The sequence below is a fragment of the Stenotrophomonas panacihumi genome, assembly GCF_001431645.1.
GTDB classification, from domain to species: domain Bacteria; phylum Pseudomonadota; class Gammaproteobacteria; order Xanthomonadales; family Xanthomonadaceae; genus Stenotrophomonas_A; species Stenotrophomonas_A panacihumi.
The window spans coordinates 1-21565 of the sequence record NZ_LLXU01000067.1; the positions used below are offsets into that span (position 1 = coordinate 1).

Here is a 21565-nt window from a genome sequence, read left to right on the forward strand (position 1 = left end):
GCATGGCCGCCGCCCGCCTGAGCGCCTGCCCCGGCAACGGGCCGAAGCCAAGGACGCCCCCGCAAAAACAAGCACCCACAAAAAAAGCGGGCCGAAGCCCGCTTTTCTCGTAAGTCAAAGGAACCCGCGATTACTCGCCAGCGCCCTCTTCCTCGACAGCCTTGATCGACAGGCGGATACGGCCCTGCTTGTCGACTTCCAGCACCTTGACCTTGACCAGATCGCCTTCCTTCAGCTTGTCGCCGACCTTCTCCACGCGCTCGCTGGAGATCTGCGACACGTGCACCAGGCCGTCCTTGCCCGGCAGGATGGTCACGAACGCACCGAAGTCCATGATCTTGGCGACCTTGCCTTCGTAGATGCGGCCCGGCTCGACGTCCGAGGTGATCTGCTCGATGCGCGACTTGGCCGCCTGCGCGGCGATCGCGTTGACCGAGGCGATGACGATGGTGCCGTCGTCCTGGATGTCGATCTGCGTGCCGGTTTCCTTGGTGATGGCCTGGATGGTCGAGCCACCCTTGCCGATCACTTCGCGGATCTTGTCCGGGTGGATCTTGATCGTCAGCAGGCGCGGCGCGTAGTCGGACAGCTCCGAACGCGGCGTGGTCAGGCCGTGGGACATCTCGCCCAGGATGTGCAGGCGGCCAGCCTTGGCCTGCTGCAGGGCCTGCTTCATGATTTCTTCGGTGATGCCTTCGATCTTGATGTCCATCTGCAGGGCGGAAATGCCCTCGGCAGTACCGGCCACCTTGAAGTCCATGTCGCCCAGGTGATCTTCGTCACCCAGGATGTCGGACAGCACCACGAAGCGATCGCCTTCCTTCACCAGGCCCATGGCGATACCCGCCACCGGGGCCTTCACCGGCACGCCGGCATCCATCAGCGCCAGCGACGAGCCGCACACCGACGCCATCGACGAGGAACCGTTGGACTCGGTGATTTCCGACACCACGCGAATGGTGTACGGGAAGGCTTCGATGGTCGGCATCACGGCCAGCACGCCGCGCTTGGCCAGGCGGCCGTGGCCGATCTCGCGACGCTTCGGCGCGCCAAAACGGCCGCACTCACCCACCGAGTAGGGCGGGAAGTTGTAATGGAACAGGAAGTTTTCCTTGTACTCGCCGGCGACCGCATCGATCACCTGGCCGTCGCGCGCGGTGCCCAGCGTGATGGTCACGATGGCCTGCGTCTCGCCGCGGGTGAACAGCGCCGAGCCGTGGGTGCGCGGCAGCACGCTGGTCTTCACGGCGATCGGGCGGACGGTGTCCAGCGCACGGCCGTCGATGCGGACCTTGGTGTCGAGCACCGAGTCGCGCATGGTGCGGTATTCCAGCTCGCCGAACTCCTTCGACAGCTCGGCCGAATTCCAGCCCTCGGCGGCCACGCGGCCAGCCAGCGACTCGACCACGTCCTTCTTGATCGCCGAGATGGCGTCACGGCGCTGCAGCTTGTCGCGGACCTGGAAGGCTTCGCCCAGGCGCGGGCCGATGGCTTCCTTCAGCGCGGAGATCAGCGCGTCGTTCTTGGCCGGGGCCACCCAGTCGCTCGGCTTGGTGCCGGCTTCCACGGTCAGCTCGTTGATCGCGTTGATGACCTTCTGCAGCTCGCGGTGGCCGAAGGTGACCGCGCCCAGCATCACGTCTTCGGACAGCAGCTCGGCTTCCGATTCCACCATCAGCACGGCGTTGGAGGTACCGGCGACCACCAGCTCCAGCTGCGATTCCTTCAGCTCGGTGGCGGTCGGGTTGAGGATGTACTCACCGTTCTTGTAGCCGACCTTGGCCGCGCCGATCGGGCCCATGAACGGGGTGCCGGCCAGCGCCAGCGCCGCCGAGGCACCGATCATCGCCGGGATGTCGCCGTCCACTTCCGGGTTCAGCGACATCAGGGTGGCGATGATCTGGACTTCGTTCTTGTAGTCCTCCGGGAACAGCGGGCGGATCGGGCGGTCGATCAGGCGGGAGATCAGCGTCTCCTTCTCGGTCGCACGGCCTTCGCGCTTGAAGAAGCCACCCGGGATGCGGCCGCCGGCGTAGAACTTCTCCTGGTAATCGACCGTCAGCGGGAAGAAGTCCTGGCCTTCGCGCGCGCTCTTGGCGGCGACGGCGGTGACCAGCAGTACGGTGTCGTCCATCTTGACGATGACGGCGCCACCGGCCTGGCGGGCGATCTCGCCCGTCTCAAGCGTGACGGTGTGCTTGCCGTACTGGAAGGTTTTGGTGATTTTTGCCACGGGGGTTTCCTTGGGAATGTAGCTTTCTTCGGATGGACCATCCCCGGCCCTTGCCAAGGATGGGTGGCCGGCAGCCCGGCCCGAATTCGGGGTCACGCAAAACGAAACCGCGGCGCATCACTGCGCCGCGGTAGGGGTTCGATCAGCGGCGCAGGCCGAGCTTCTCGATCAGGGACTTGTAACGCTCGCCGTCCTTCTTCTTCAGGTAGTCGAGCAGGCTGCGACGGCGGTTGACCATCTGCAGCAGGCCGCGGCGGCTGTGGTGGTCCTTCTTGTGGGTCTTGAAGTGGCCGGTCAGCTGCTCGATGCGGGCGGTCAGCAGGGCGACCTGCACTTCCGGGGAGCCGGTATCGGCGGCGCTGCGCTTGTTGTCTTCAATGACCTTCTGGGTGTCGATCGACATGATGTTTTCTCTGGTAGATGCGGGGTCGGCAGGAACGCACGCTGCGCACCGCCTGACTCGCCGTTTGCTGATGGAATGGGCGCGAGGCGCCAGATGCCCGAAAAGGCCGCGAAATTGTACCGGCCGGGGCCGCCGCGAACAAGGTCGGCGCACGAACCGCGGGTTCAGGCATTGAACAGGCGCTGCGGCGCCAGCAAACCCTCGGCGTCCACCCTGCCCAGCCCGGAGGGCTGGCCGTCGGGCCCGAACACGACCACTTCACCGGCCGGGAAAGCCGGGTCGCGCAGCCGCTGGCCCATGCGAAAGCGCCGGGCCGGCTCCTCGGCCAGGTCGATGCGCGGGTAGTCGGCCAGCCCGGCGGCCAGCGGCAGGAGCAGGCCTTCGGCCGGCTCACCGGCGGCCAGACGGGCCTCCAGCGCCTCCAGCGTGAACATCTCCGGGGACCGGAACGGCTCGACCCACAGGCGCCGCAGGCCGGCGATATGCGCGCCGCAACCCAGGGACTCGCCCAGGTCGCGCGCCAGGCTGCGGATGTAGGTGCCCGACCCGCAGGTCACCCGCAGGCGCAGGTGGGGGCCGTCCAGCCCCAGGATCTCCACCGCATGCACCTCGACCTCGCGCTCGGGCGCCTCGATGGCCTCGCCGCGGCGGGCCTTGGCGTACAGCGGCTCCCCGCCCTGCTTGAGGGCCGAGTAGATCGGGGCGCGCTGGCGGATGCGACCGGTGAACGGTACCAGCGCCGCGGCGATGGCCGCTTCGTCGAGCACCGGCACCGGACGCTCGCGCAGCGGCACGCCATCGGCGTCGTCGGTATCGGTGGTGACGCCCAGCACCACGTCGGCGTCATAGGCCTTCGCCGAGCCGAGCAGCAGGCCGGCGATCTTGGTCGCCTCGCCGAAGCACAGCGGCAGCAGGCCCGTGGCCAGGGGGTCGAGCGCGCCAGTATGGCCGCCCTTCTCCGCCCGCAGCAGCCGGCGCGCGGCCTGCAGCGCCTGGTTGGAGCTCAGGCCGGCGGGCTTGTCGAGCAGCAGGATGCCGTCGAGGCGACGGAAGGGAATCTTCGACATGGAATGCTCATCGGCGCCGGAAGCGCCGAGCCATCAGGACTCGTCGTCGGCCGGCGCCGTCGGCAAATCGCGCAGCAGGTTGTCGATGCGCTCGCCGCGATCGACCGAATCGTCGTAATGGAAATGCAGCTCCGGCACGTGCCGCAGCTTCATCGCACGAGCCAGCTGCATGCGCAGCTCGCGCGCGAGTTCCTTCAGCCCCTTCATCGCCTCGACCGAACGTTCCGGCTGCAGGGCGGTGACGAAGACCTTGGCATGGGCCAGGTCGCGGGTGACCTCGACATCGGACACGCTCACCGACGGCAGCCCGTGTTCGCGCACGGCGACGTGCACGAGGGTGCCGAGCTCGCGGCGGAGCTGGGCGGAAACGCGATCGGTGCGGTGGAAGGACTTGGTCGGCACGAGCTTGGGATTCTTCTTCTGTTGCGGGGTTGCAGGTGGATCCGGGGCCCGCCGATGACGGGCCCCGGAACAGGTCTTACAGGGTGCGCGGCACTTCGATGCGCTCGAAGCACTCGATCTGGTCGCCAACCTTGACGTCGTTGTAGGCCTTCACGCCGATACCGCACTCGGTACCGTTGCGGACCTCTTCCACGTTTTCCTTGAAGCGGCGCAGCGATTCCAGTTCGCCTTCGAACACCACCACGCTGTCGCGCAGCACGCGGATCGGCTTGGAGCGCTTGACCACGCCCTCGACGATCATGCAGCCCGCCACCGCGCCGAACTTCGAGCTGCGGAACACGTCGCGGACCTCGGCGATACCGATGATCTCCTCGCGGATCTCCACGCCCAGCAGGCCCGAAGCAACCTGCTTCACCTGGTCGATCACGTCATAGATGATCGAGAAGTAGCGCAGGTCCACGCCGTTGGCTTCGATGATCTTGCGCGCCGAGGCGTCGGCACGCACGTTGAAGCCGATGACCGTGGCCTTGGAGGCGACCGCCGAGTTGGCGTCCGACTCGGTGATGCCACCCACGCCGGCGTGGATCACGTTGATGCGGATGTCGTCGTTGGACAACGCGACCAGCGCCTGGCTCAGGGCCTGCACCGAACCCTGCACGTCGGCCTTGATCACCAGGTTCAGCACCTGCTGGCCTTCACCCTTGCCCATCTGCGCCAGGATGTCTTCCATGCGGTTGCCCGCGGAGGAGACCAGGCGGGTTTCGCGACGCTTGGCTTCACGCTGCTGCGCGACGTCCTTGGCCAGGCGCTCGTCCTCGACCACGACGAAGTCGTCGCCGGCGTCCGGCACGCCCGACAGGCCGAGCACCTGCACCGGGATCGACGGGCCGGCGAAATCCGGCTGCTTGCCGGTTTCGTCAAACAGCGCGCGCACGCGGCCGTACTGGATGCCGCAGACCAGGTAATCGCCCTTCTTCAGCTGGCCCTGCTGCACCAGCACGGTGGCGACCGGGCCACGGCCCTTGTCCAGCGAGGACTCGATGACCGTACCGCTGGCGCGGCCATCCGGCACCGCCTTCAGTTCGAGCACTTCGGCCTGCAGCGAGATGGCGTCCAGCAGCGTGTCGATGCCCAGGCCGGTCTTGGCCGAGACTTCGACGAACTGGGTATCGCCACCGAACTCTTCGGCGACCACGTCCTGGCTCAGCAGCTCGTTCTTCACGCGCAGCGGATCGGCGTCGGACTTGTCCATCTTGTTGACCGCCACGATCAGCGGGACACCGGCAGCCTTGGCGTGCTGCACGGCTTCCTTGGTCTGCGGCATGACGCCATCGTCTGCCGCCACGACCAGCACCACGATGTCGGTCAGCTTGGCGCCGCGGGCGCGCATCGAGGTGAATGCGGCGTGGCCCGGGGTGTCGAGGAAGCTGATGACGCCCTTCGGGGTTTCGACGTGGTAGGCGCCGATGTGCTGGGTGATGCCGCCGGCTTCGCCCGAGGCGATCTTGGTGCGGCGGATGTAATCCAGCAGCGAGGTCTTGCCGTGGTCGACGTGGCCCATGATGGTGACCACCGGCGGACGCGGACGCGCTTCGCCCTGCACTTCTTCCGAATGCGCCAGCAGCGCGTCTTCGAAGTCGTTGCTGTCGGCACGCACGGCCTTGTGGCCGAGCTCTTCGGTGATCAGCACCGCGGTGTCGTGGTCGATGCTCTGGGTGATGGTGGCCATCACGCCCATCTTGAACAGCGCCTTCACCACGTCGCCGCCCTTCAGCGCGAGCTTCTGCGCCAGGTCGGCCACGGTGATGGTCTCGCCGATGGCGATCTCGCGCACGACCGGGGCGGTCGGACGCTCGAAGCCATGCGGGCCACTGCCACCGCCGCCACCGCCACGCTGCTGCTCGAAGCCGCGGCGACCGCCGGTCGGCTTGGGCTTGCCACGCACGTTGGAACGGCGCGCGCGATCGGCGGCCGACAGGTGCAGCTGGCCGGCGAAACGCTTGGTCGCGTCGTCGTCCTCCACGCCCGCCACCATGGCGTGCGAGCCACGGGTCTTGTGGCGCGCGGCATTGTTGTTGCGATCATCGGCGCGCGGTGCGGCCGGACGCGCGGCGACCGGGGCACGCGGCGCGGCCGGTGCCGGACGCGCGGGGCGTGCCGGCGCGGCGCTGCCTGCATCGGCGGTTGCGCCGCCGCTGCGCGCGGCAGCCTCGGCGGCCTTGCGCTCGGCTTCCACGCGATCACGCTCGGCCTGGGCTTCCTGGCGCTTGCGCTCGTTTTCTTCGGCACGCTTGCGGTCGACCTCGGCCAGCGCCTGCTGCTCGGCGAGATTGCGCGCGCGCGACGCTTCCAGCTTGCGCAGGATCTCGGCGCGCTCCGGATCGATCGGCGCGGCAGGCGCCGGGTTGCGCGGCGGCGCGGCGACCGGCGCCACCGGGGCCGCAGGCGCGACAGGCGCTTCGGCGACAGGCGCGGCGGGGGCGGCCGGCGCGGCGCGCGGAGCTTCCGGCGCTTCGGCCTCGGCCGCCTTCACGTAGGTACGCTTCTGGCGGACTTCGACGTTGACCGTGGTCTTGCTGCGGCCCGCGCTGACCGTCACTTCCTCGACCTTGCGCCGGTTCAGGGTGATCTTCTTCGGCGCTTCGCCCACCGATTCGGCCGACGCTTCGGACTTGCCGTGCGTGCGGCGCAGGAAGCCGAGCAGCTTCATCTTCTCGGTGCTGGTCACGACCTGGTCGGGACCGCTGAACTTCATACCGGCCGTGGCCAGCTGTTCCAGCAGTTTCTCGACCGGCGTGTTGACCAGTTCGGCAAGCTTGCGGATGGTGGTTTGCTGCGACATTCGGATCCTATGATCTGGTTGGCGCCCCCTCGCCCAGAGCAAGGGAAGCGCAGATTCTAAGCCCTGAGCGGCTCAGGGCGGGTTTCATCGCCGGCTCATTCGCCGCGCTCCAAGCGGGCGATCTCCTCGGCGCGGGCCGCCAGGATCAGCGCGGCGGCGCGCTCGGCGGTCAGCCCTTCGATGCCGAAATCGACGACTTCGTCGGCAGCCAGGTCCGACAGGTCCTCGCTGGTACGCACGCCATTGGCGGCCAGGGCATACGCGGTGGCTTCGTCCATGCCCTTGAGGGCCAGCAGGTCCTCGGCGGGCTGGTGCTCGTCCAGGCCTTCTTCCTCGGCCAGGGCGGCATTGAGCAGGGCGTCGCGGGCGCGGGCGCGCAGTTCCTCGACGATGTCCTCGTCGAAGCCCTCCACCGCCAGCAGCTCGCCAACCGGCACATAGGCGATTTCCTCGACCGTGCTGAAGCCCTCTGCGACCAGGATGCCGGCGATTTCCTCGTCCACTTCCAGCTTGTCCATGAACAGCTGGCGGGCGGTGGCCTGCTCGGCCTCGCTCTTGGCCTGCACCTGGTCGGCGGTCATCACGTTGAGCTGCCAGCCGGTCAGGCGGCTGGCCAGGCGCACGTTCTGGCCGCCCTTGCCGATCGCCTGGGCGAGGCGGTCTTCGGCCACGGCCAGGTCCATCGAGTGCTTCTCTTCGTCGACGATGATCGACTGCACCTCGGCCGGCGCCATCGCGTTGATGACGAAGTTGGCCGGGTTCTCGTTCCACAGCACGATGTCCACGCGCTCGCCGTTGAGCTCGTTGGACACGGCCTGCACGCGCGAACCGCGCATGCCGATGCACGCGCCGATCGGATCGGTGCGCGCGTCGTGGGCGATGACGGCGATCTTGGCGCGGTCACCCGGATCGCGGGCGCAGCCCTTGATCTCGACCAGGCCCTGGCCGACTTCCGGCACTTCGAGCTTGAACAGTTCGATCATGAATTCCGGCGCGGCGCGGCTGATGAACAGCTGCGGGCCACGCGGCTCCGAACGCACTTCGGCCAGGTAGCCGCGCACGCGGTCACCGGCGCGCAGCACGTCGCGCGGAATGCCCTTGTCCTTCGGGATGAAGCCTTCGGCGTTGCCGCCGAGGTCGACGTAGATGTTGCCGCGCTCGGCGCGCTTGACCACGCCGGTGATCAGCTCGCCCACGCGGTCGCTCCACGCATCCACCACCTGCTGGCGCTCGGCCTCGCGCACGCGCTGGACGATGACCTGCTTGGCGGCCTGGGCGGCAATGCGGCCGAAATCGGGGTTTTCGATCTGCTCTTCGATGAAGTCGCCAATCTCCACGCCGTCGGCTTCGTCCACGGCGTCCATCATGCGGATCTGCCGGTCCGGCGAATCCATCACGACGTCGTCGGCGACGACTTCCCAGCGGCGGAAGGTTTCGTAGCTGCCGTCCTTGTGGTCGATCGACACGCGGGCCAGCACGTCCTGGTCGGGGTAGCGCTTCTTCGCAGCCGAAGCCAGCGCGGCCTCGATCGCGTCGAAGATCACTTCACGCGGCACGCCTTTTTCATTGGCCACCGCGTCCACTACCAGCAAAAGTTCCTTGCTCATTTGGTCACTCCGCGCGCGGCTTCTTTGCCGCCGACTCGTTGGATGGTTTCTTGGTGCCCTGGCCCGCCTTCTTCGGGCCCGGCTTGTTCGGTTTTTGCGGGGCCAGCCCCAGCGCGACCCAGTCCGGCAGGATCCGCGCCTTGTCGATGTTGTCGAACGCCACCGCGATCTCGGTGCCTTCGACCTCGAAGACCACCTGGCCCGCTTCGGCATCGACCCGCACGATCACGCCCTGCAGGCGGCGGCGGTTGTTCTGCGGCAGCTTCAGGCCGACCTTCGCCGACTCGCCGACGTGGCGGGCGAACTGGTCCAGGGTGAACAGCGGGCGGTCCACGCCCGGCGAGGACACTTCCAGCGTGTAATTGCCGCTGATCGGATCCTCGACGTCGAGCTGGGCGGAGACTTCACGGCTCACGCGCTCGCAGTCGTCGATGTTGACCACGCGCTCGGGCTGTTCGGCCAGCGGCACGTCGATGTACAGGCGCAACGTCGCGCTGCCGGGGGCCGGCAGGTACTCGGCGCCCAGCAGCTCCAGCCCCAGCGCCTCGACGGTGGGTGCCAGCAGTTCGGCGATTTCAGTAGCCTTGTCGCTCACAGCTGCCCTCGGTTAATGGGTACGGACCGGGTGGAAATCCAGTCCCGGGAAACAACAAGGGGCCCCATGGGCCCCTTGCGAGTGTGCCCGGCCTCTAGGGGCCGGCGTGGCGGCGGGAACATGGCTGCCACGACTTCGGATCCAGCGACCTGCGCCCTGCCGGGCCGATCGGGGTCCGCCAACGGAAGCCGGGTCCCGGTCGGAGGCCCATGGCGCCGACCCTGAAACGCTTTCCGCAAGAGCCCGGTATGTTACGGCGTACCCCCTGCCGTGGCAACCCTCGGGGCTGGCGAGCAAGCCCGGGCGGCTTGCCACCGGCGGTGGGCGCGCCTCAATGCGGCGTGGCGACGCCCTGGGACATCACGGCCGCCGCCGCGGGTTCGGAATGCACCATGTTGGCAAGCGACACGATGCCGACCAGCCGCTTGTCCGCATCGACCACCGGCAACCTGCGCACTTCCAGGCTGGCCATGTTGCGCGCGATGTCCTGCACGTCGTCGCTGGCATAGCAGTACTTCACCGCCGGCGACATCACCTCGCTCACCGTGCGGCCTTCCACCCCGCCTTCGGCCACGCCGCGCACGACGATGTCGCGATCGGTGAGCATGCCCACCAGGCGGTCGTGGTCGCGCACCGGCAGGCTGCCGATGTTGAGCGTGCGCATGGTCTGCGCGGCTTCGCGCAGCGATTGGTCCGGACGCACGGTCTGCACGTCGCGGCTCATGATGTTCTCGATGATCATCGCCAGACTCCCTCGAAGGAGTGCGCAGCGTGCAAGGCGAAAGGTTTGCGCCGCATGAGCGAACCGTGAGCGCTGCCGCGACGTTGCTGAAGCCGCCCGTGGAAACCGATGCAAACGAAAACGGCGGATCCGTTTCCGGATCCGCCGCTTCGTTTTTTCTACTGCGAACCCGTCGCGAACGCCGGGATGCTTATGTGGTAGCGGGGGCAGGATTTGAACCTGCGACCTTCGGGTTATGAGCCCGACGAGCTGCCAGACTGCTCCACCCCGCAGCAGAGAAAGAGATTATGACGATACAGGAGAACTATTGCAACCCCCTGCAGCGTTTTTTCGCATTAATCAGGCCAGATGCTCGAACGCGCGCTGGCACCAGACCATGATCGGATTCCACGCCACGCCCAGCGCGAGCAGTGCGAGCGCGTTGACGCCGAGCACCACGCCGAGCACGCGGTCGTTGTTCGCCGGCAACGGCTCGCCGACCGGTTCGTCGAAGTACATCACCTTGATGACGCGCAGGTAGTAGTACGCACCGATCACCGCGCAAATCACGCCGAGGATCGCCAGCCACAGCATGTGGCCCTGCACCGCCGCGCCGAGCACGGCCAGCTTGGTCCAGAAGCCCAGGAACGGCGGGATACCGGCAAGCGACGCCATGATGCACAGCACCAGGCCGGCCATCCACGGGTTGCGGGCGTTCAGGCCCTTGAAGTCGTCGATGTTCTCGGCCTCGAAGCCGCTGCGCGACAGCGCGATGATCGCGCCGAACGAAGCGGTCGACATGATCGCGTAGCTCACGGCATAGAACATCGCGGCCGAATAACCGCGCTCGTCGCCACCGGCCACGCCCATCAGCAGGAAGCCGATGTGCGAGACGGTCGAGTAAGCCAGCATGCGTTTGAGGTTGCTCTGCGCGATCGCCATCAGGTTGCCGATCACCAGCGACAGCGCCGACAGCGCACCGATCAGCAGGCTCCACTGCGGCGACAACGGGCCCATGCCCATTTCCAGCAGGCGGTAAGCCATGCCGAACGCGGCCAGCTTCGGTGCCGAGCTGATGAACAGCGCGATCGGCGCCGGGGCGCCCTGGTACACGTCGGGCAGCCACATGTGGAACGGCGCGGCGCCCAGCTTGAAGGCCACGCCGGCGATCATGAAGACCGTGCCGGTAAGCAGCAGCAGGCGCTCGGGCGAGCCGTCGATGGCGTCATGGATGCCGGCCAGGCTCAGCGTGCCGGTCGCGCCGTAGATTAGCGACATGCCGTACAGCAGCAGGCCCGAGGCCAGCGAGCCGAGCACGATGTACTTCATCGCCGCCTCGGTGGCCAGGCCGTTGTCGCGGTTCGAGGCGACCAGCGCGTACGAACACAGCGCGAGCAGTTCCAGGCCCAGGTACACCATCAGCAGGCTGCCGGCCGAGACCAGGATCATCATGCCCGCGGTGGCGAACAGCACCAGCACCGGGATCTCGCCCTGGAACAGGCTGCGCTCGCGCAGGTAGCTCCAGCCGTAGACCAGCGTCAGGCCGCTGACCAGCACGATCACGGTCTTCATCACGTCCGCGGCGGTGTCGCGCACGAACATGCCGTTGAAGATCTCGCCCTGCCCGCCCACGCCGGTGGCCAGCATCGCCAGCACGATGGCGAGGATCGCGACCGAGATCAGGTGGGTCCAGACCTTGTGCCGCTGGCTGACGAACAGGTCGATCATCAGCAGGGCGAAGGCGCCACCGATCAGCACCAGTTCGGGTGCGAGCGGCGCCAGGTCGGCAGTGGTCAACGACAGGGGCGTTGGCGTGGTCATCATCATTCCTGGTTCAATTTCTTGCGACGGCCCGTCAGAGCTTGCTGACGGCGATCTGGGTCGCCAGCTTCGCGATCGACGGCTCCATCAGGTCGGTCAGCGGCTTGGGATAGATGCCCAGGGCCAGCACGCCGATGGCGAACACGCCGAGCACGAACGCCTCGCGGCCATTGATGTCCTTCAGCTCGGCCACGTGGGCATTGGCGACCTCGCCGAAGAACACGCGCTTGTAGAGCCACAGCGTGTAGGCGGCGGTGATCACCAGCGTGGTGGCCGCGCCGAACGCGATGAACGGATGCTTCTGGAAGCTGGCCATGATCACCATGAACTCGCCGACGAAGCCGCTGGTGCCCGGCAGGCCCGCGTTGGCCATGTAGAACAGCATGGCGAAGGTGGCGAACCACGGCATCACGTTCACCACGCCGCCGTAATCGGCGATGCGGCGGGTATGCATGCGGTCGTACAGCACGCCGATGCAGGTGAACATCGCGCCGGAGACGAAGCCGTGCGAGATCATCTGCACCATCGCGCCCTGCAGGCCCAGGCGGGCGGCGTCGACGCTGCCGTAGTCACGCACCAGGGTGAAGGCGATGAACGTGCCGAGGGTGACGAAGCCCATGTGGGCGATCGACGAATAAGCCACCAGCTTCTTCATGTCGTCCTGCACCAGGGCGACCAGGCCGACGTAGATCACCGCGATCAGCGACAGCGCGATCACCACCCACGCGAAGTGGTTGCTGGCGTCCGGCACGATCGGCAGGTTGAAGCGCAGGAAGCCGTAGCCACCGATCTTCAGCGCGATGGCGGCCAGGATCACCGAACCGGCGGTCGGCGCTTCCACGTGCGCGTCCGGCAGCCAGGTGTGCACCGGGAACATCGGCACCTTGACCGCGAAGGCGATCATGAAGGCGAAGAAGATCCAGGTCTGTTCCTTGGCGGTCAGCTGCATCGCGTACAGGTCGGCGAGCTGGAAGCTGCCGCCCTTCAGGTACAGGTAGATCAGCGCCACCAGCATCAGCACCGAGCCGAGGAAGGTGTACAGGAAGAACTTGATCGCGGCGTAGATGCGGCGCGGGCCGCCCCACACGCCGATGATCAGGAACATCGGGATCAGCATGGCTTCGAAGAACACGTAGAACAGCATCGCGTCGGTTGCCGCGAAGATGCCCACGGTCACGCCTTCCAGGATTAGGAAGGCCGCCACGTACTGGTTGACGCGCTTCTCGATCACGCCCCACGCGCCGACCAGGGCCAGCACCGTGACCAGGGTGGTCAGCACGATCAGCGCGATGGCGATGCCGTCCACGCCCAGGTTGTAGCCGATGTTGTACGCCGGGATCCAGGCATGCAGCTCGACGAACTGCAGCGCATCGCTGCTGCGGTCATAACCGGTGAGCAGCGGCAGGCTGATCAGCAGGGTCACCACCGCGACGACCAGGGACGCCCAGCGGGCGGCCTGTGCGTTGCGCAGGGCGAGGATCAGGGCACCGCCGAGGATCGGCAGCCAGATCAGGACACTCAATAGGGGCCAGTTCGACACGTCTTCTTATCCGTACAGGTCAACGCCAGACATAATTCACGACGGTCAACAGGGCGATCAGCCCGATGATCATCGCGAAGGCGTAGTGGTAGAGGAAACCGGACTGCGTGCGACGCAGCAGGTGGGCGGCCAGGTCGACCACGCGGGCCGAACCGTTGACCACCGCGCCGTCGACCACATGGGTGTCGATCGCGCGGGACACCTTGCCCAGGCGGACGCCGCCGCCGGCGAAGCCGTTGATCCAGAGCTTGTCGAAACCGTACTTCTCTTCGAGGATCCGCACCGGCCAGGCAAAGAGCTTGCGCGCCTTGCCCGCCAGGTCCGGCTTCCACAGGTACATCAGCGCCGCCAGCAGGAAACCGGCCAGGGTCAGCCAGAACGGCCAGGCGCTCATGCCATGCGTGGCGTACTCGACCGGGCCGTGCCAGAACTCTTCGCCCACCTCGGCCACGGTGTTGTGGCTCTGGTTGTAGAAGTCGATGACGCCGGTGAAGAACGTGGTCTCCTGGCCGGGCACCGTCTCGGCGGCGCGGTGGCCCATCCAGTCCGTGCCGAACAGCATCGGGCCGGAGGTAATGAAACCGATCGCGATCGACGGGATCGCCAGCAGCACCAGCGGCAGGGTCACCACCCACGGCGACTCGTGCGGCTCGTGCGCGCCATGGCCGTGGCCGTGGTCGTCGTGGCCGTGGTCGTCATGCGCATGGTCATCGTGCGCATGGTCATCGTGCGCGTGGTCGGCGTGCGCATCGTGGTGCGCATGCGCGTCGCGGAAGCGCTCCTTGCCATGGAAGGTCATGAACAGCAGGCGGAAGCTGTAGAAGCTCGTCACCAGCACGCCGCCCAGCACCGCCCAGTAGCCGTACGTGGCCACCCAGTTGTGCGCGTGGTGCGCGTGGATCTCGGCCGCCTCGATGATGGTGTCCTTCGAGTAGAAGCCGGAGAAGAACGGCGTGCCGACCAGGGCCAGCGTACCGATGACGCTGGTCCAGTAGGTGATCGGCATGTACTTGCGCAGGCCGCCCATCTTGCGCATGTCCTGCTCGTGGTGCATGCCGATGATGACCGAGCCGGCCGCCAGGAACAGCAGCGCCTTGAAGAAGGCGTGCGTCATCAGGTGGAACACCGCCGCCGAGTACGCCGACACGCCCAGCGCGACGGTCATGTAGCCCAGCTGCGACAGCGTCGAGTAGGCGACCACGCGCTTGATGTCGTTCTGCACGATGCCGATCAGGCCGGTGAAGAACGCGGTGGTCGCGCCGACGAACAGCACGAAGTTCAGCGCGGTTTCCGACAGCTCGAACAGCGGCGACATGCGCGCCACCATGAAGATGCCGGCGGTCACCATCGTGGCGGCGTGAATCAGCGCCGAGATCGGGGTCGGGCCTTCCATCGAGTCCGGCAGCCAGACATGCAGCGGCACCTGCGCCGACTTGCCCATCGCGCCAATGAACAGGCAGATGCAGATCAGCGTGGCGACCGACCACACCACCGGCTGACTGAGCAGCGCGAAGTGCTGGCCGAACAGGTCGAAGGAGCCATCCCACAGCTGCACGGCGGCGCGCGGGTCGGCAAGCACCCCGGCGTTGGCGAACACGGTCGCGTAGTCGAGGGTGTTGAACACCCACAGCACCGCGGCGATGCCGAGGATGAAGCCGAAGTCGCCGACGCGGTTGACCAGGAACGCCTTCATGTTGGCGAACACCGCGGTCGGGCGCTTGAACCAGAAGCCGATCAGCAGGTACGACACCAGGCCCACCGCTTCCCAGCCGAAGAACAGCTGCAGGAAGTTGTTGCTCATCACCAGGGTGAGCATCGAGAAGGTGAACAGCGAGATGTAGCTGAAGAAGCGCTGGTAGCCCGGGTCATCGGCCATGTAGCCGATGGTGTAGATGTGCACCAGCAGCGAGACGAAGGTCACCACGACCATCATCATCGCGGTCAGCTTGTCGATCATGAAACCGACATGCGCGCTGTACTGGCCCACCTCGAAGAAGGTGTACAGGTTCTGGTTGAACGGCGAGGCGCCCTGCCCCACCAGCTGGTACAGCACGAAGCACGACAGCGCGCAGCTGATCGCCACGCCGAGGATGGTGGCGAACTGGGCGCCCTTGCGGCCGACCTGCCGGCCGAACAAGCCGGCGATGATGCTGCCCACCAGCGGTGCGAGCACCACGGTGATGAGCAGGCCCTTGGAGAGTGTGATTTCCATCTTCGGGTCAGCCCTTCAGCGAATCGACTTCGGCCACATTGATCGTGCGGCGGGTGCGGAACAGGGTCACCAGGATGGCCAGGCCGATGGCGGCTTCGGCGGCGGCGACGGTCAGGATGAAGAACACGAACAGCTGCCCCGCCGTGTCGCCCAGGTGGCGCGAGAAGGCGATGAAGTTGATGTTCACCGAGAGCAGCAGCAGCTCGATGCACATCAGCAGCACGATGACGTTCTTGCGGTTGAGGAAGATGCCGGCGAGGCTGATGCAGAACAGCACCGCGCCCAGTCCCAGCAGGTGGCCAAGGGTGATCACGAATTTGCCTCCGGGGTGTTGCCGGCATCCGTCGGCGCCGGGGTGACCGGCTTCACGGCGGCCATCTTGACGATGCGCAGGCGGTCGCCCGCCTTGACCCGGGTCTGCTCGGACGCGTTCTGGGTCTTGATGCCGGTGCGCTTGCGCAGGGTCAGCATCACCGCGGCGATCACCGCCACGGTCAGGATGACGGCGGCGAACTCGAACGGCATCAGGTATTCGGTGAACAGGCTGCGCGCCAGCCAGGTCAGGTTCGAGGTGTCGGCGGCCAGCGCGGCGGCGTTATCGGCCGGCAGCGGGGTGGCGGTGCGCGACTTCACGCCGATCAGGCTGACCATCTCGAACAGCATCAGCGCCGCGAAGATGATGCCCCACGGCAGGTACTTCACCCAGCCCTCGCGCAGGCGGCTGGTGTCGATGTCCAGCATCATCACCACGAACAGGAACAGCACCATCACCGCGCCGACGTAGACCAGCACCAGGGTGACACCCAGGAACTCGGCCCCGATCAGCACCCACACGCAGGCGATGGAGAAGAACGTCAGGATCAGGCACAGCACCGCGTAGACGGGGTTGCGCACGCTGATCACCGAGGCGGCCGAAACCACCGCGATCGCCGAGAAGGCCCAGAAGAGAATATTGACCCAGTCCATCATGACCTCAGCGGAAGGCGGCGTCGGCGGCGCGGCGCTCGGCGATCTCGGACTCGAGACGGTCGCCGATCGCCAGCAGCTGCGGCTTGGTGACGATGTTTTCGCCACGGTTCTCGAAGTGGTACTCGAGGATGTGGGTTTCCACGATCGAGTCGACCGGGCAGCTCTCTTCGCAGAAACCGCAGAAGATGCACTTGAACAGGTCGATGTCGTAGCGCGTGGTGCGGCGGGTGCCGTCCTCGCGCTTGGCCGAATCGATGGTGATGGCCAGCGCCGGGCACACCGCCTCGCACAGCTTGCAGGCAATGCAGCGCTCTTCCCCGTTGGGATAGCGGCGCAGCGCGTGCAGGCCACGGAAGCGCGGCGACTGCGGGAACTTCTCCATCGGGTAGATGACGGTGTACTTCGGCTTGAAGGTGTACTTCAGCGTCAGCCACAGGCCACTGAGCAGCTCGAGGAGCAGCAGGCTCTTGAAGTAATGGGTGATCTTGTTCATCGATTACACGCCCTTCTGGATCACGCCGTAGAACACCATCAATGCCGTCACCGCGATCCAGACGATGGTCAGCGGGATGAAGATCTTCCAGCCCAGTCGCATGATCTGGTCGTAGCGGTAGCGCGGGAACGACGCGCGGAACCAGATGTAGGCGCTGGCGAAGAAAAACACCTTGATGAACAGCCACGGCCAGCCGCCCAGCCAGATCCAGTCGACCAGCGGCGAGACGCTGCCCGGATTGACCCAGCCCTGGATCGGGCTCAGCCAGCCGCCGAGGAAGAAGATCGAGATCAGGAAGCTGACCAGGATCATGTTGGCGTACTCGGCCAGGAAGAACAGCGCGAAGGCGCCACCCGAGTACTCCACCATGTGGCCGGCGACAATTTCCGATTCGCCTTCCACCACGTCGAACGGCGCGCGGTTGGTTTCGGCCACGCCGGACACCCAGTACACGACGAACAGCGGGAACAGCGGGATCAGGAACCAGTCGAAGAAGCCCGAGCTGCCGCCCTGCGCCTCGACGATCGCGGTGAGGTTCACGCTCTGCGCGGCGATCATCACGCCGACCAGCGCGAAGCCCATCGCGATTTCATAGCTGACCACCTGCGCGGCCGAACGCATCGCGCCGAGGAAGGCGTACTTCGAGTTCGACGCCCAGCCGGCCAGGATGATGCCGTACACGCCCAGCGAGGTCATCGCCAGCAGGTACAGCAGGCCGACGTTGGCGTTGGACAGCACGATCTTCGCGTCGAACGGCACCACCGACCAGGCCGCGAAGGCCGGGGCGAGCACGATCAGCGGGGCGATCACGTACAGCGCCTTGTGCGCGCTGGACGGCTGGATGATTTCCTTGGTGAGCAGCTTGAAGACGTCGGCGAAGGCCTGCAGCAGGCCGCCGAGGCCGACATAGCTCGGCCCGTGGCGCACGTGCATCCAGCCGATCAGCTTGCGCTCCCACACCACGTAGAAGGCCACCGCGGTGATGACCGGCACCGCGATCACCAGGATCTTGGCGATGATCCACAGCACCGCGCCGATATCGCCCAGGCCCAGCAGCCACTGGTGCAGCGGATCGACCAGGTTCAACAGCATCTCGTTCATGCAGCCACCACCGTTACGCGACCGGCGCCGAGCGGCGCGGTAGCGCCATGGCCGGATTCAATCCAGACCGTGCCCGCGGCGACCCGCTTGTCCAGCACCACCGGCAGCGTCGCCTTACCGGCGCTCGTGCCGACCTTGACCATCTGGCCTTCGGCCACCTGCAGCTGCGCGGCCGCGTCCGGGCTCATCACCACGGCCGGGGCCAGGTTGAGCGGATGCGACTGCAGCGCGGCGGCGCGGCGAACGACCGCGTCGGTGCGGTAGATCGCGGCGGTCGCGGCGACCTCCAGGCCCTCGCCCGCCACCGCCGGCTGCGCCGAGGCGCTCGGGGTGACGCTGCGGGCCTGCATGCCGGCGCGCAGGCCGGTCAGGTCGGTGAACTCGAAACCAGCCAGGGCCAGCTCGCCACCGAGGGCACGCAGCACGCGCCAGCCCTCGCGGGCTTCCACCGGCAGCTTGCCGCCGGCCTTGGCCTTCTGCACGCGGCCGTCGAGGTTGGTCAGCGTTGCTTCGATTTCCGGCAGCGCGCCGATCGGCAGGATGACGTCGGCCACATCGCGGGTCGAGGCACAGGCGAACTGGCTGAAGGCCACCACCTGGGCGCCGTGCAGCGCGGCACGCGCGGCCGGGGCGTCGGCGAAGTCCAGGCCCGGCTCGATGCCGTAGATCACATAGGCCGAGCGCGGCTGGGCCAGCATGGCGCCGGCATCGCGCGCGGTGGGCAGCACGCCCTGCGCGACCAGGCCCACGGCGTTGGCGCCCTGCGGGATGCGGCACACCGCCGCGCCCGTGGCGCCGGCGAAATCACGCACCGCGGCGCGCAGCGAGGCGGCCTGCGGGTGGTTCTCGACCAGGCCGCCGACGATCACCACGGCGCGCGAAGCACCCTTGACCGCATCGCGCAGCGCGGCGTCGGAGAGCGCCGAGGCGATCTGCGACGGGGCCACGACCTGTTTGCCGGCCAGCTTGAAGGTGAAGTCGAAATCGACCGGGTTGACCGCGTGGATCTTCGTGCCGTTGGCCACCTGCGCCTTGCGCAGGCGGGCATGCAGCAGCGGCAGCTCGTGGCGCACGTTGCTGCCGACGATCACCACCACGTCGGCCTGTTCGATCTCGGCCAGCGACACGGCGAACGGTTCGGCGACGGCGGCGTCGGAGAAATCGCGGTTGAAGATCCGGTGGTCCAGGTTGCCGGTGCCCAGGCCCGAGGCCAGGCGCGCCAGCAGCTCGCCTTCCTCATTGGAGGTCGCCGGGTGGACCAGCACGCCGAGGTTGTCACCCGACTGCGCCTTGAGGATCTGCGCGGCGGCCGACAGGCCTTCGGCCCAGCTCACTTCCACCCACTCGCCGTTGACCTTCTTCAGCGGCTTGACCGCGCGGTCTTCGCTGTACAGGCCCTGGTGCGAATAGCGGTCGCGGTCCGACAGCCAGCATTCGTTGACCAGCTCGTTGTCACGCGGCACGGTGCGCAGCACTTCGCCGCGACGCACGTGCAGGAACAGGTTCGAGCCCATCGCGTCGTGGTAGCCCAGCGACTCGCGCGCCGACAGCTCCCACGGGCGGGCGCGGAACTGGAACACCTTGTTGGTCAGCGCGCCCACCGGGCACACGTCGATGACGTTGCCGGAAATCTCGGTGGTCAGCGGCTTGCCGTCATAGGTGCCGATCTGCAGGTTCTCGCCGCGGTACATGCCGCCCAGCTCATAGGTGCCGGCGACGTCCGCGGTGAAGCGCACGCAGCGCGTGCACTGGATGCAGCGGGTCATCTCGGTGGCGACCAGCGGACCGATGTCCTCGTCGGGCACCACGCGCTTGCGCTCGTTGAAGCGGCTCACCGAACGGCCGTAGCCGAGCGAGACGTCCTGCAGCTCGCACTCGCCGCCCTGGTCGCAGATCGGGCAGTCCAGCGGGTGGTTGATCAGCAGGAATTCCATCACGCTGCGCTGGAACTTCAGCGCCTTCTCGCTGCGCGTGGCGACCTTCATGCCGTCCATCACCGGGGTGGCGCAGGCAGGCGCCGGCTTCGGCGACTTTTCCACGTCCACCAGGCACATGCGGCAGTTGGCGGCGATCGGCAGCTTCTCGTGGTAGCAGAAACGCGGGATCGGGATGCCGGCCTTGTCGGCGGCCTGGATGATCATCGAGCCCTTGGGCACGACGAGGCTCTGGCCGTCGATCTCGACGGTGACATGATCCGGCGGAACGTTCGGATTTACCGGCTGTGCGCTCACGCAGCCACTCCCATTTGCTCGTCGACGATCGAGCGACCGTTGACGATGTAGTACTCGAATTCATCCCAGAACTGGCGCAGGAAACCCTGGATCGGCCAGGCCGCGGCTTCGCCGAACGCGCAGATGGTGTGGCCCTCGATCTGGCCGGCCACCGCCTTCAGCTGGTGCAGGTCTTCCATGGTCGCCTTGCCGGCGACGATGCGCTCCAGCACGCGGTGCATCCAGCCGGTGCCTTCGCGGCACGGGGTGCACTGGCCACAGGATTCCTTGTGGAAGAACTGCGAGATGCGGCAGGCGAAACGCACGCAGCACACGCTGTCGTCCAGCACCACGATGGCGCCCGACCCCAGGCCGGTGCCCAGGGCACGCAGGGTGTCGTAGTCCATCTGCAGGCCGGCCAGCTGGTCGGCCTTCAGCACCGGCATCGACACGCCGCCCGGCACCGCCGCCTTCAGCTTGCGGCCCGGCTTCAGGCCACCGGCCATTTCCAGCAGCTCGTCGAAAGTGGTGCCCAGCGGCACTTCGAAGTTGCCGCCCTTCTGCACGCAGCCGGAGACCGAGAAGATCTTCGGGCCGCCGTTGGCGGTCTTGCTCAGGCCCTTGAACCACTCCGCGCCGTTGCGGATGATCGCCGGCACCGAGGCGTAGGTCTCGGTGTTGTTGATCGTCGTCGGCTTGCCGTACAGGCCGAAGTTGGCCGGGAACGGCGGCTTGTAGCGCGGCTGGCCCTTCTTGCCTTCCAGCGATTCCATCAGCGCGGTTTCTTCGCCGCAGATGTAGGCGCCGGCGCCCAGCGCGCCATAGATGTCGATGTCCACGCCCGAGCCCAGCACGTTCTTGCCCAGCCAGCCGTTCGCATAGGCGTCGGCCAGGGCCTGCTCGAAGTGCTCGAACGGCTCGTGGTGGAACTCGCCACGCAGGTAGTTGTAGCCCGCGGTGGAACCGGTGGCGTAGCAGGCGATCGCCATGCCCTCCACCACCGAATGCGGGTTGTAGCGCAGGATGTCGCGGTCCTTGCAGGTGCCTGGCTCGGATTCGTCCGAATTGCAGAGGATGTACTTCTGCATGTCGCCCTTCGGCATGAAGGACCACTTCAGGCCGGTCGGGAAGCCCGCGCCACCGCGGCCGCGCAGGCCGGACTGCTTGACCATTTCGATGACGTCGGCCGGCGCGATCTTCTCTTCGAGGATCTTGCGCAGCGCGGCGTAGCCACCGGTCTTGAGGTAGCTCTCGTAGGACCAGGGCGTGTCGTAGTGCAGCGTGGTCAGGCAGACCTGGTGCGGCAGCGGCGCCGGACCGACCGGACCCTTGGATTCGTGGTGTGCCAT

The 21565-nt window shown here is 66.9% G+C and carries 17 protein-coding genes and 1 tRNA gene; all 18 read right to left on the reverse strand.

Annotated features, from left to right (window positions below):
• Nucleotides 1–130 precede the first annotated feature (130 nt).
• The 18 genes from pnp to nuoF all read right to left on the reverse strand — a co-directional run bounded on the left by pnp (nucleotide 131) and on the right by nuoF (nucleotide 21565).
• Nucleotides 131–2233 carry a polyribonucleotide nucleotidyltransferase gene (gene pnp, locus ARC20_RS07120; protein WP_057646088.1) on the reverse strand — a complete coding sequence of 701 codons (2103 nt, stop codon included), beginning with the start codon at nucleotides 2231–2233 and terminating at the stop codon, nucleotides 131–133.
• Nucleotides 2234–2375: 142 nt separating this feature from the next.
• A complete protein-coding gene (rpsO, locus tag ARC20_RS07125; RefSeq protein WP_057646089.1) occupies nucleotides 2376–2636 on the reverse strand; it encodes a 30S ribosomal protein S15 in 261 nt (86 codons plus the stop codon).
• A gap of 164 nt (nucleotides 2637–2800) precedes the next feature.
• Nucleotides 2801–3703: a tRNA pseudouridine(55) synthase TruB gene (gene truB, locus ARC20_RS07130; protein ID WP_057646090.1), complete on the reverse strand. Its 903-nt coding sequence runs from the start codon at nucleotides 3701–3703 to the stop codon at nucleotides 2801–2803.
• 33 nt (nucleotides 3704–3736) lie between these two features.
• A complete protein-coding gene (gene rbfA / locus ARC20_RS07135) occupies nucleotides 3737–4105 on the reverse strand; it encodes a 30S ribosome-binding factor RbfA (RefSeq protein ID WP_057646091.1) in 369 nt (122 codons plus the stop codon).
• Nucleotides 4106–4181: 76 nt separating this feature from the next.
• The gene (infB, locus tag ARC20_RS07140) at nucleotides 4182–6947 is read right to left on the reverse strand and encodes a translation initiation factor IF-2 (protein ID WP_057646092.1); all 2766 of its coding nucleotides are present in this window, start codon (nucleotides 6945–6947) and stop codon (nucleotides 4182–4184) included.
• A gap of 95 nt (nucleotides 6948–7042) precedes the next feature.
• Complete coding sequence (gene nusA / locus ARC20_RS07145) at nucleotides 7043–8554, reverse strand: transcription termination factor NusA (RefSeq protein ID WP_057646093.1); 1512 nt, start codon at nucleotides 8552–8554, stop codon at nucleotides 7043–7045.
• Between the two features lie 4 nt (nucleotides 8555–8558).
• The gene (gene rimP, locus ARC20_RS07150) at nucleotides 8559–9149 is read right to left on the reverse strand and encodes a ribosome maturation factor RimP (RefSeq protein ID WP_057646094.1); all 591 of its coding nucleotides are present in this window, start codon (nucleotides 9147–9149) and stop codon (nucleotides 8559–8561) included.
• Between the two features lie 331 nt (nucleotides 9150–9480).
• Complete coding sequence (locus ARC20_RS07155) at nucleotides 9481–9891, reverse strand: CBS domain-containing protein (RefSeq protein WP_057646095.1); 411 nt, start codon at nucleotides 9889–9891, stop codon at nucleotides 9481–9483.
• A 195-nt stretch (nucleotides 9892–10086) separates the two neighbouring features.
• A tRNA-Met gene (locus ARC20_RS07160) sits at nucleotides 10087–10163 on the reverse strand.
• 67 nt (nucleotides 10164–10230) lie between these two features.
• Nucleotides 10231–11691 (reverse strand): NADH-quinone oxidoreductase subunit NuoN, encoded by a 1461-nt coding sequence (gene nuoN, locus ARC20_RS07165; RefSeq protein WP_057646142.1) that lies wholly within the window; start codon nucleotides 11689–11691, stop codon nucleotides 10231–10233.
• A 34-nt stretch (nucleotides 11692–11725) separates the two neighbouring features.
• Nucleotides 11726–13231, reverse strand: coding sequence for an NADH-quinone oxidoreductase subunit M (locus tag ARC20_RS07170; protein ID WP_057646096.1), 1506 nt, complete (start codon nucleotides 13229–13231; stop codon nucleotides 11726–11728).
• A 19-nt stretch (nucleotides 13232–13250) separates the two neighbouring features.
• Nucleotides 13251–15443, reverse strand: coding sequence for an NADH-quinone oxidoreductase subunit L (nuoL, locus tag ARC20_RS07175; RefSeq protein WP_057646097.1), 2193 nt, complete (start codon nucleotides 15441–15443; stop codon nucleotides 13251–13253).
• A 7-nt stretch (nucleotides 15444–15450) separates the two neighbouring features.
• The gene (gene nuoK / locus ARC20_RS07180) at nucleotides 15451–15756 is read right to left on the reverse strand and encodes an NADH-quinone oxidoreductase subunit NuoK (protein WP_057646098.1); all 306 of its coding nucleotides are present in this window, start codon (nucleotides 15754–15756) and stop codon (nucleotides 15451–15453) included.
• Nucleotides 15753–16412: an NADH-quinone oxidoreductase subunit J gene (locus ARC20_RS07185; protein ID WP_181360135.1), complete on the reverse strand. Its 660-nt coding sequence runs from the start codon at nucleotides 16410–16412 to the stop codon at nucleotides 15753–15755. Before ARC20_RS07185 ends, nuoK begins: the two co-directional genes overlap by 4 nt.
• 4 nt (nucleotides 16413–16416) lie before the next feature.
• Entirely contained in the window at nucleotides 16417–16905 is a 489-nt protein-coding gene (nuoI, locus tag ARC20_RS07190; protein ID WP_057646100.1) for an NADH-quinone oxidoreductase subunit NuoI, read from the reverse strand.
• Nucleotides 16906–16908: 3 nt separating this feature from the next.
• The gene (gene nuoH / locus ARC20_RS07195) at nucleotides 16909–18006 is read right to left on the reverse strand and encodes an NADH-quinone oxidoreductase subunit NuoH (protein ID WP_057646101.1); all 1098 of its coding nucleotides are present in this window, start codon (nucleotides 18004–18006) and stop codon (nucleotides 16909–16911) included.
• A complete protein-coding gene (gene nuoG / locus ARC20_RS07200; RefSeq protein WP_057646102.1) occupies nucleotides 18003–20237 on the reverse strand; it encodes an NADH-quinone oxidoreductase subunit NuoG in 2235 nt (744 codons plus the stop codon). The genes nuoH and nuoG overlap by 4 nt, the downstream gene beginning before the upstream one ends.
• Entirely contained in the window at nucleotides 20234–21565 is a 1332-nt protein-coding gene (gene nuoF, locus ARC20_RS07205) for an NADH-quinone oxidoreductase subunit NuoF (protein ID WP_057646103.1), read from the reverse strand. The genes nuoG and nuoF overlap by 4 nt, the downstream gene beginning before the upstream one ends.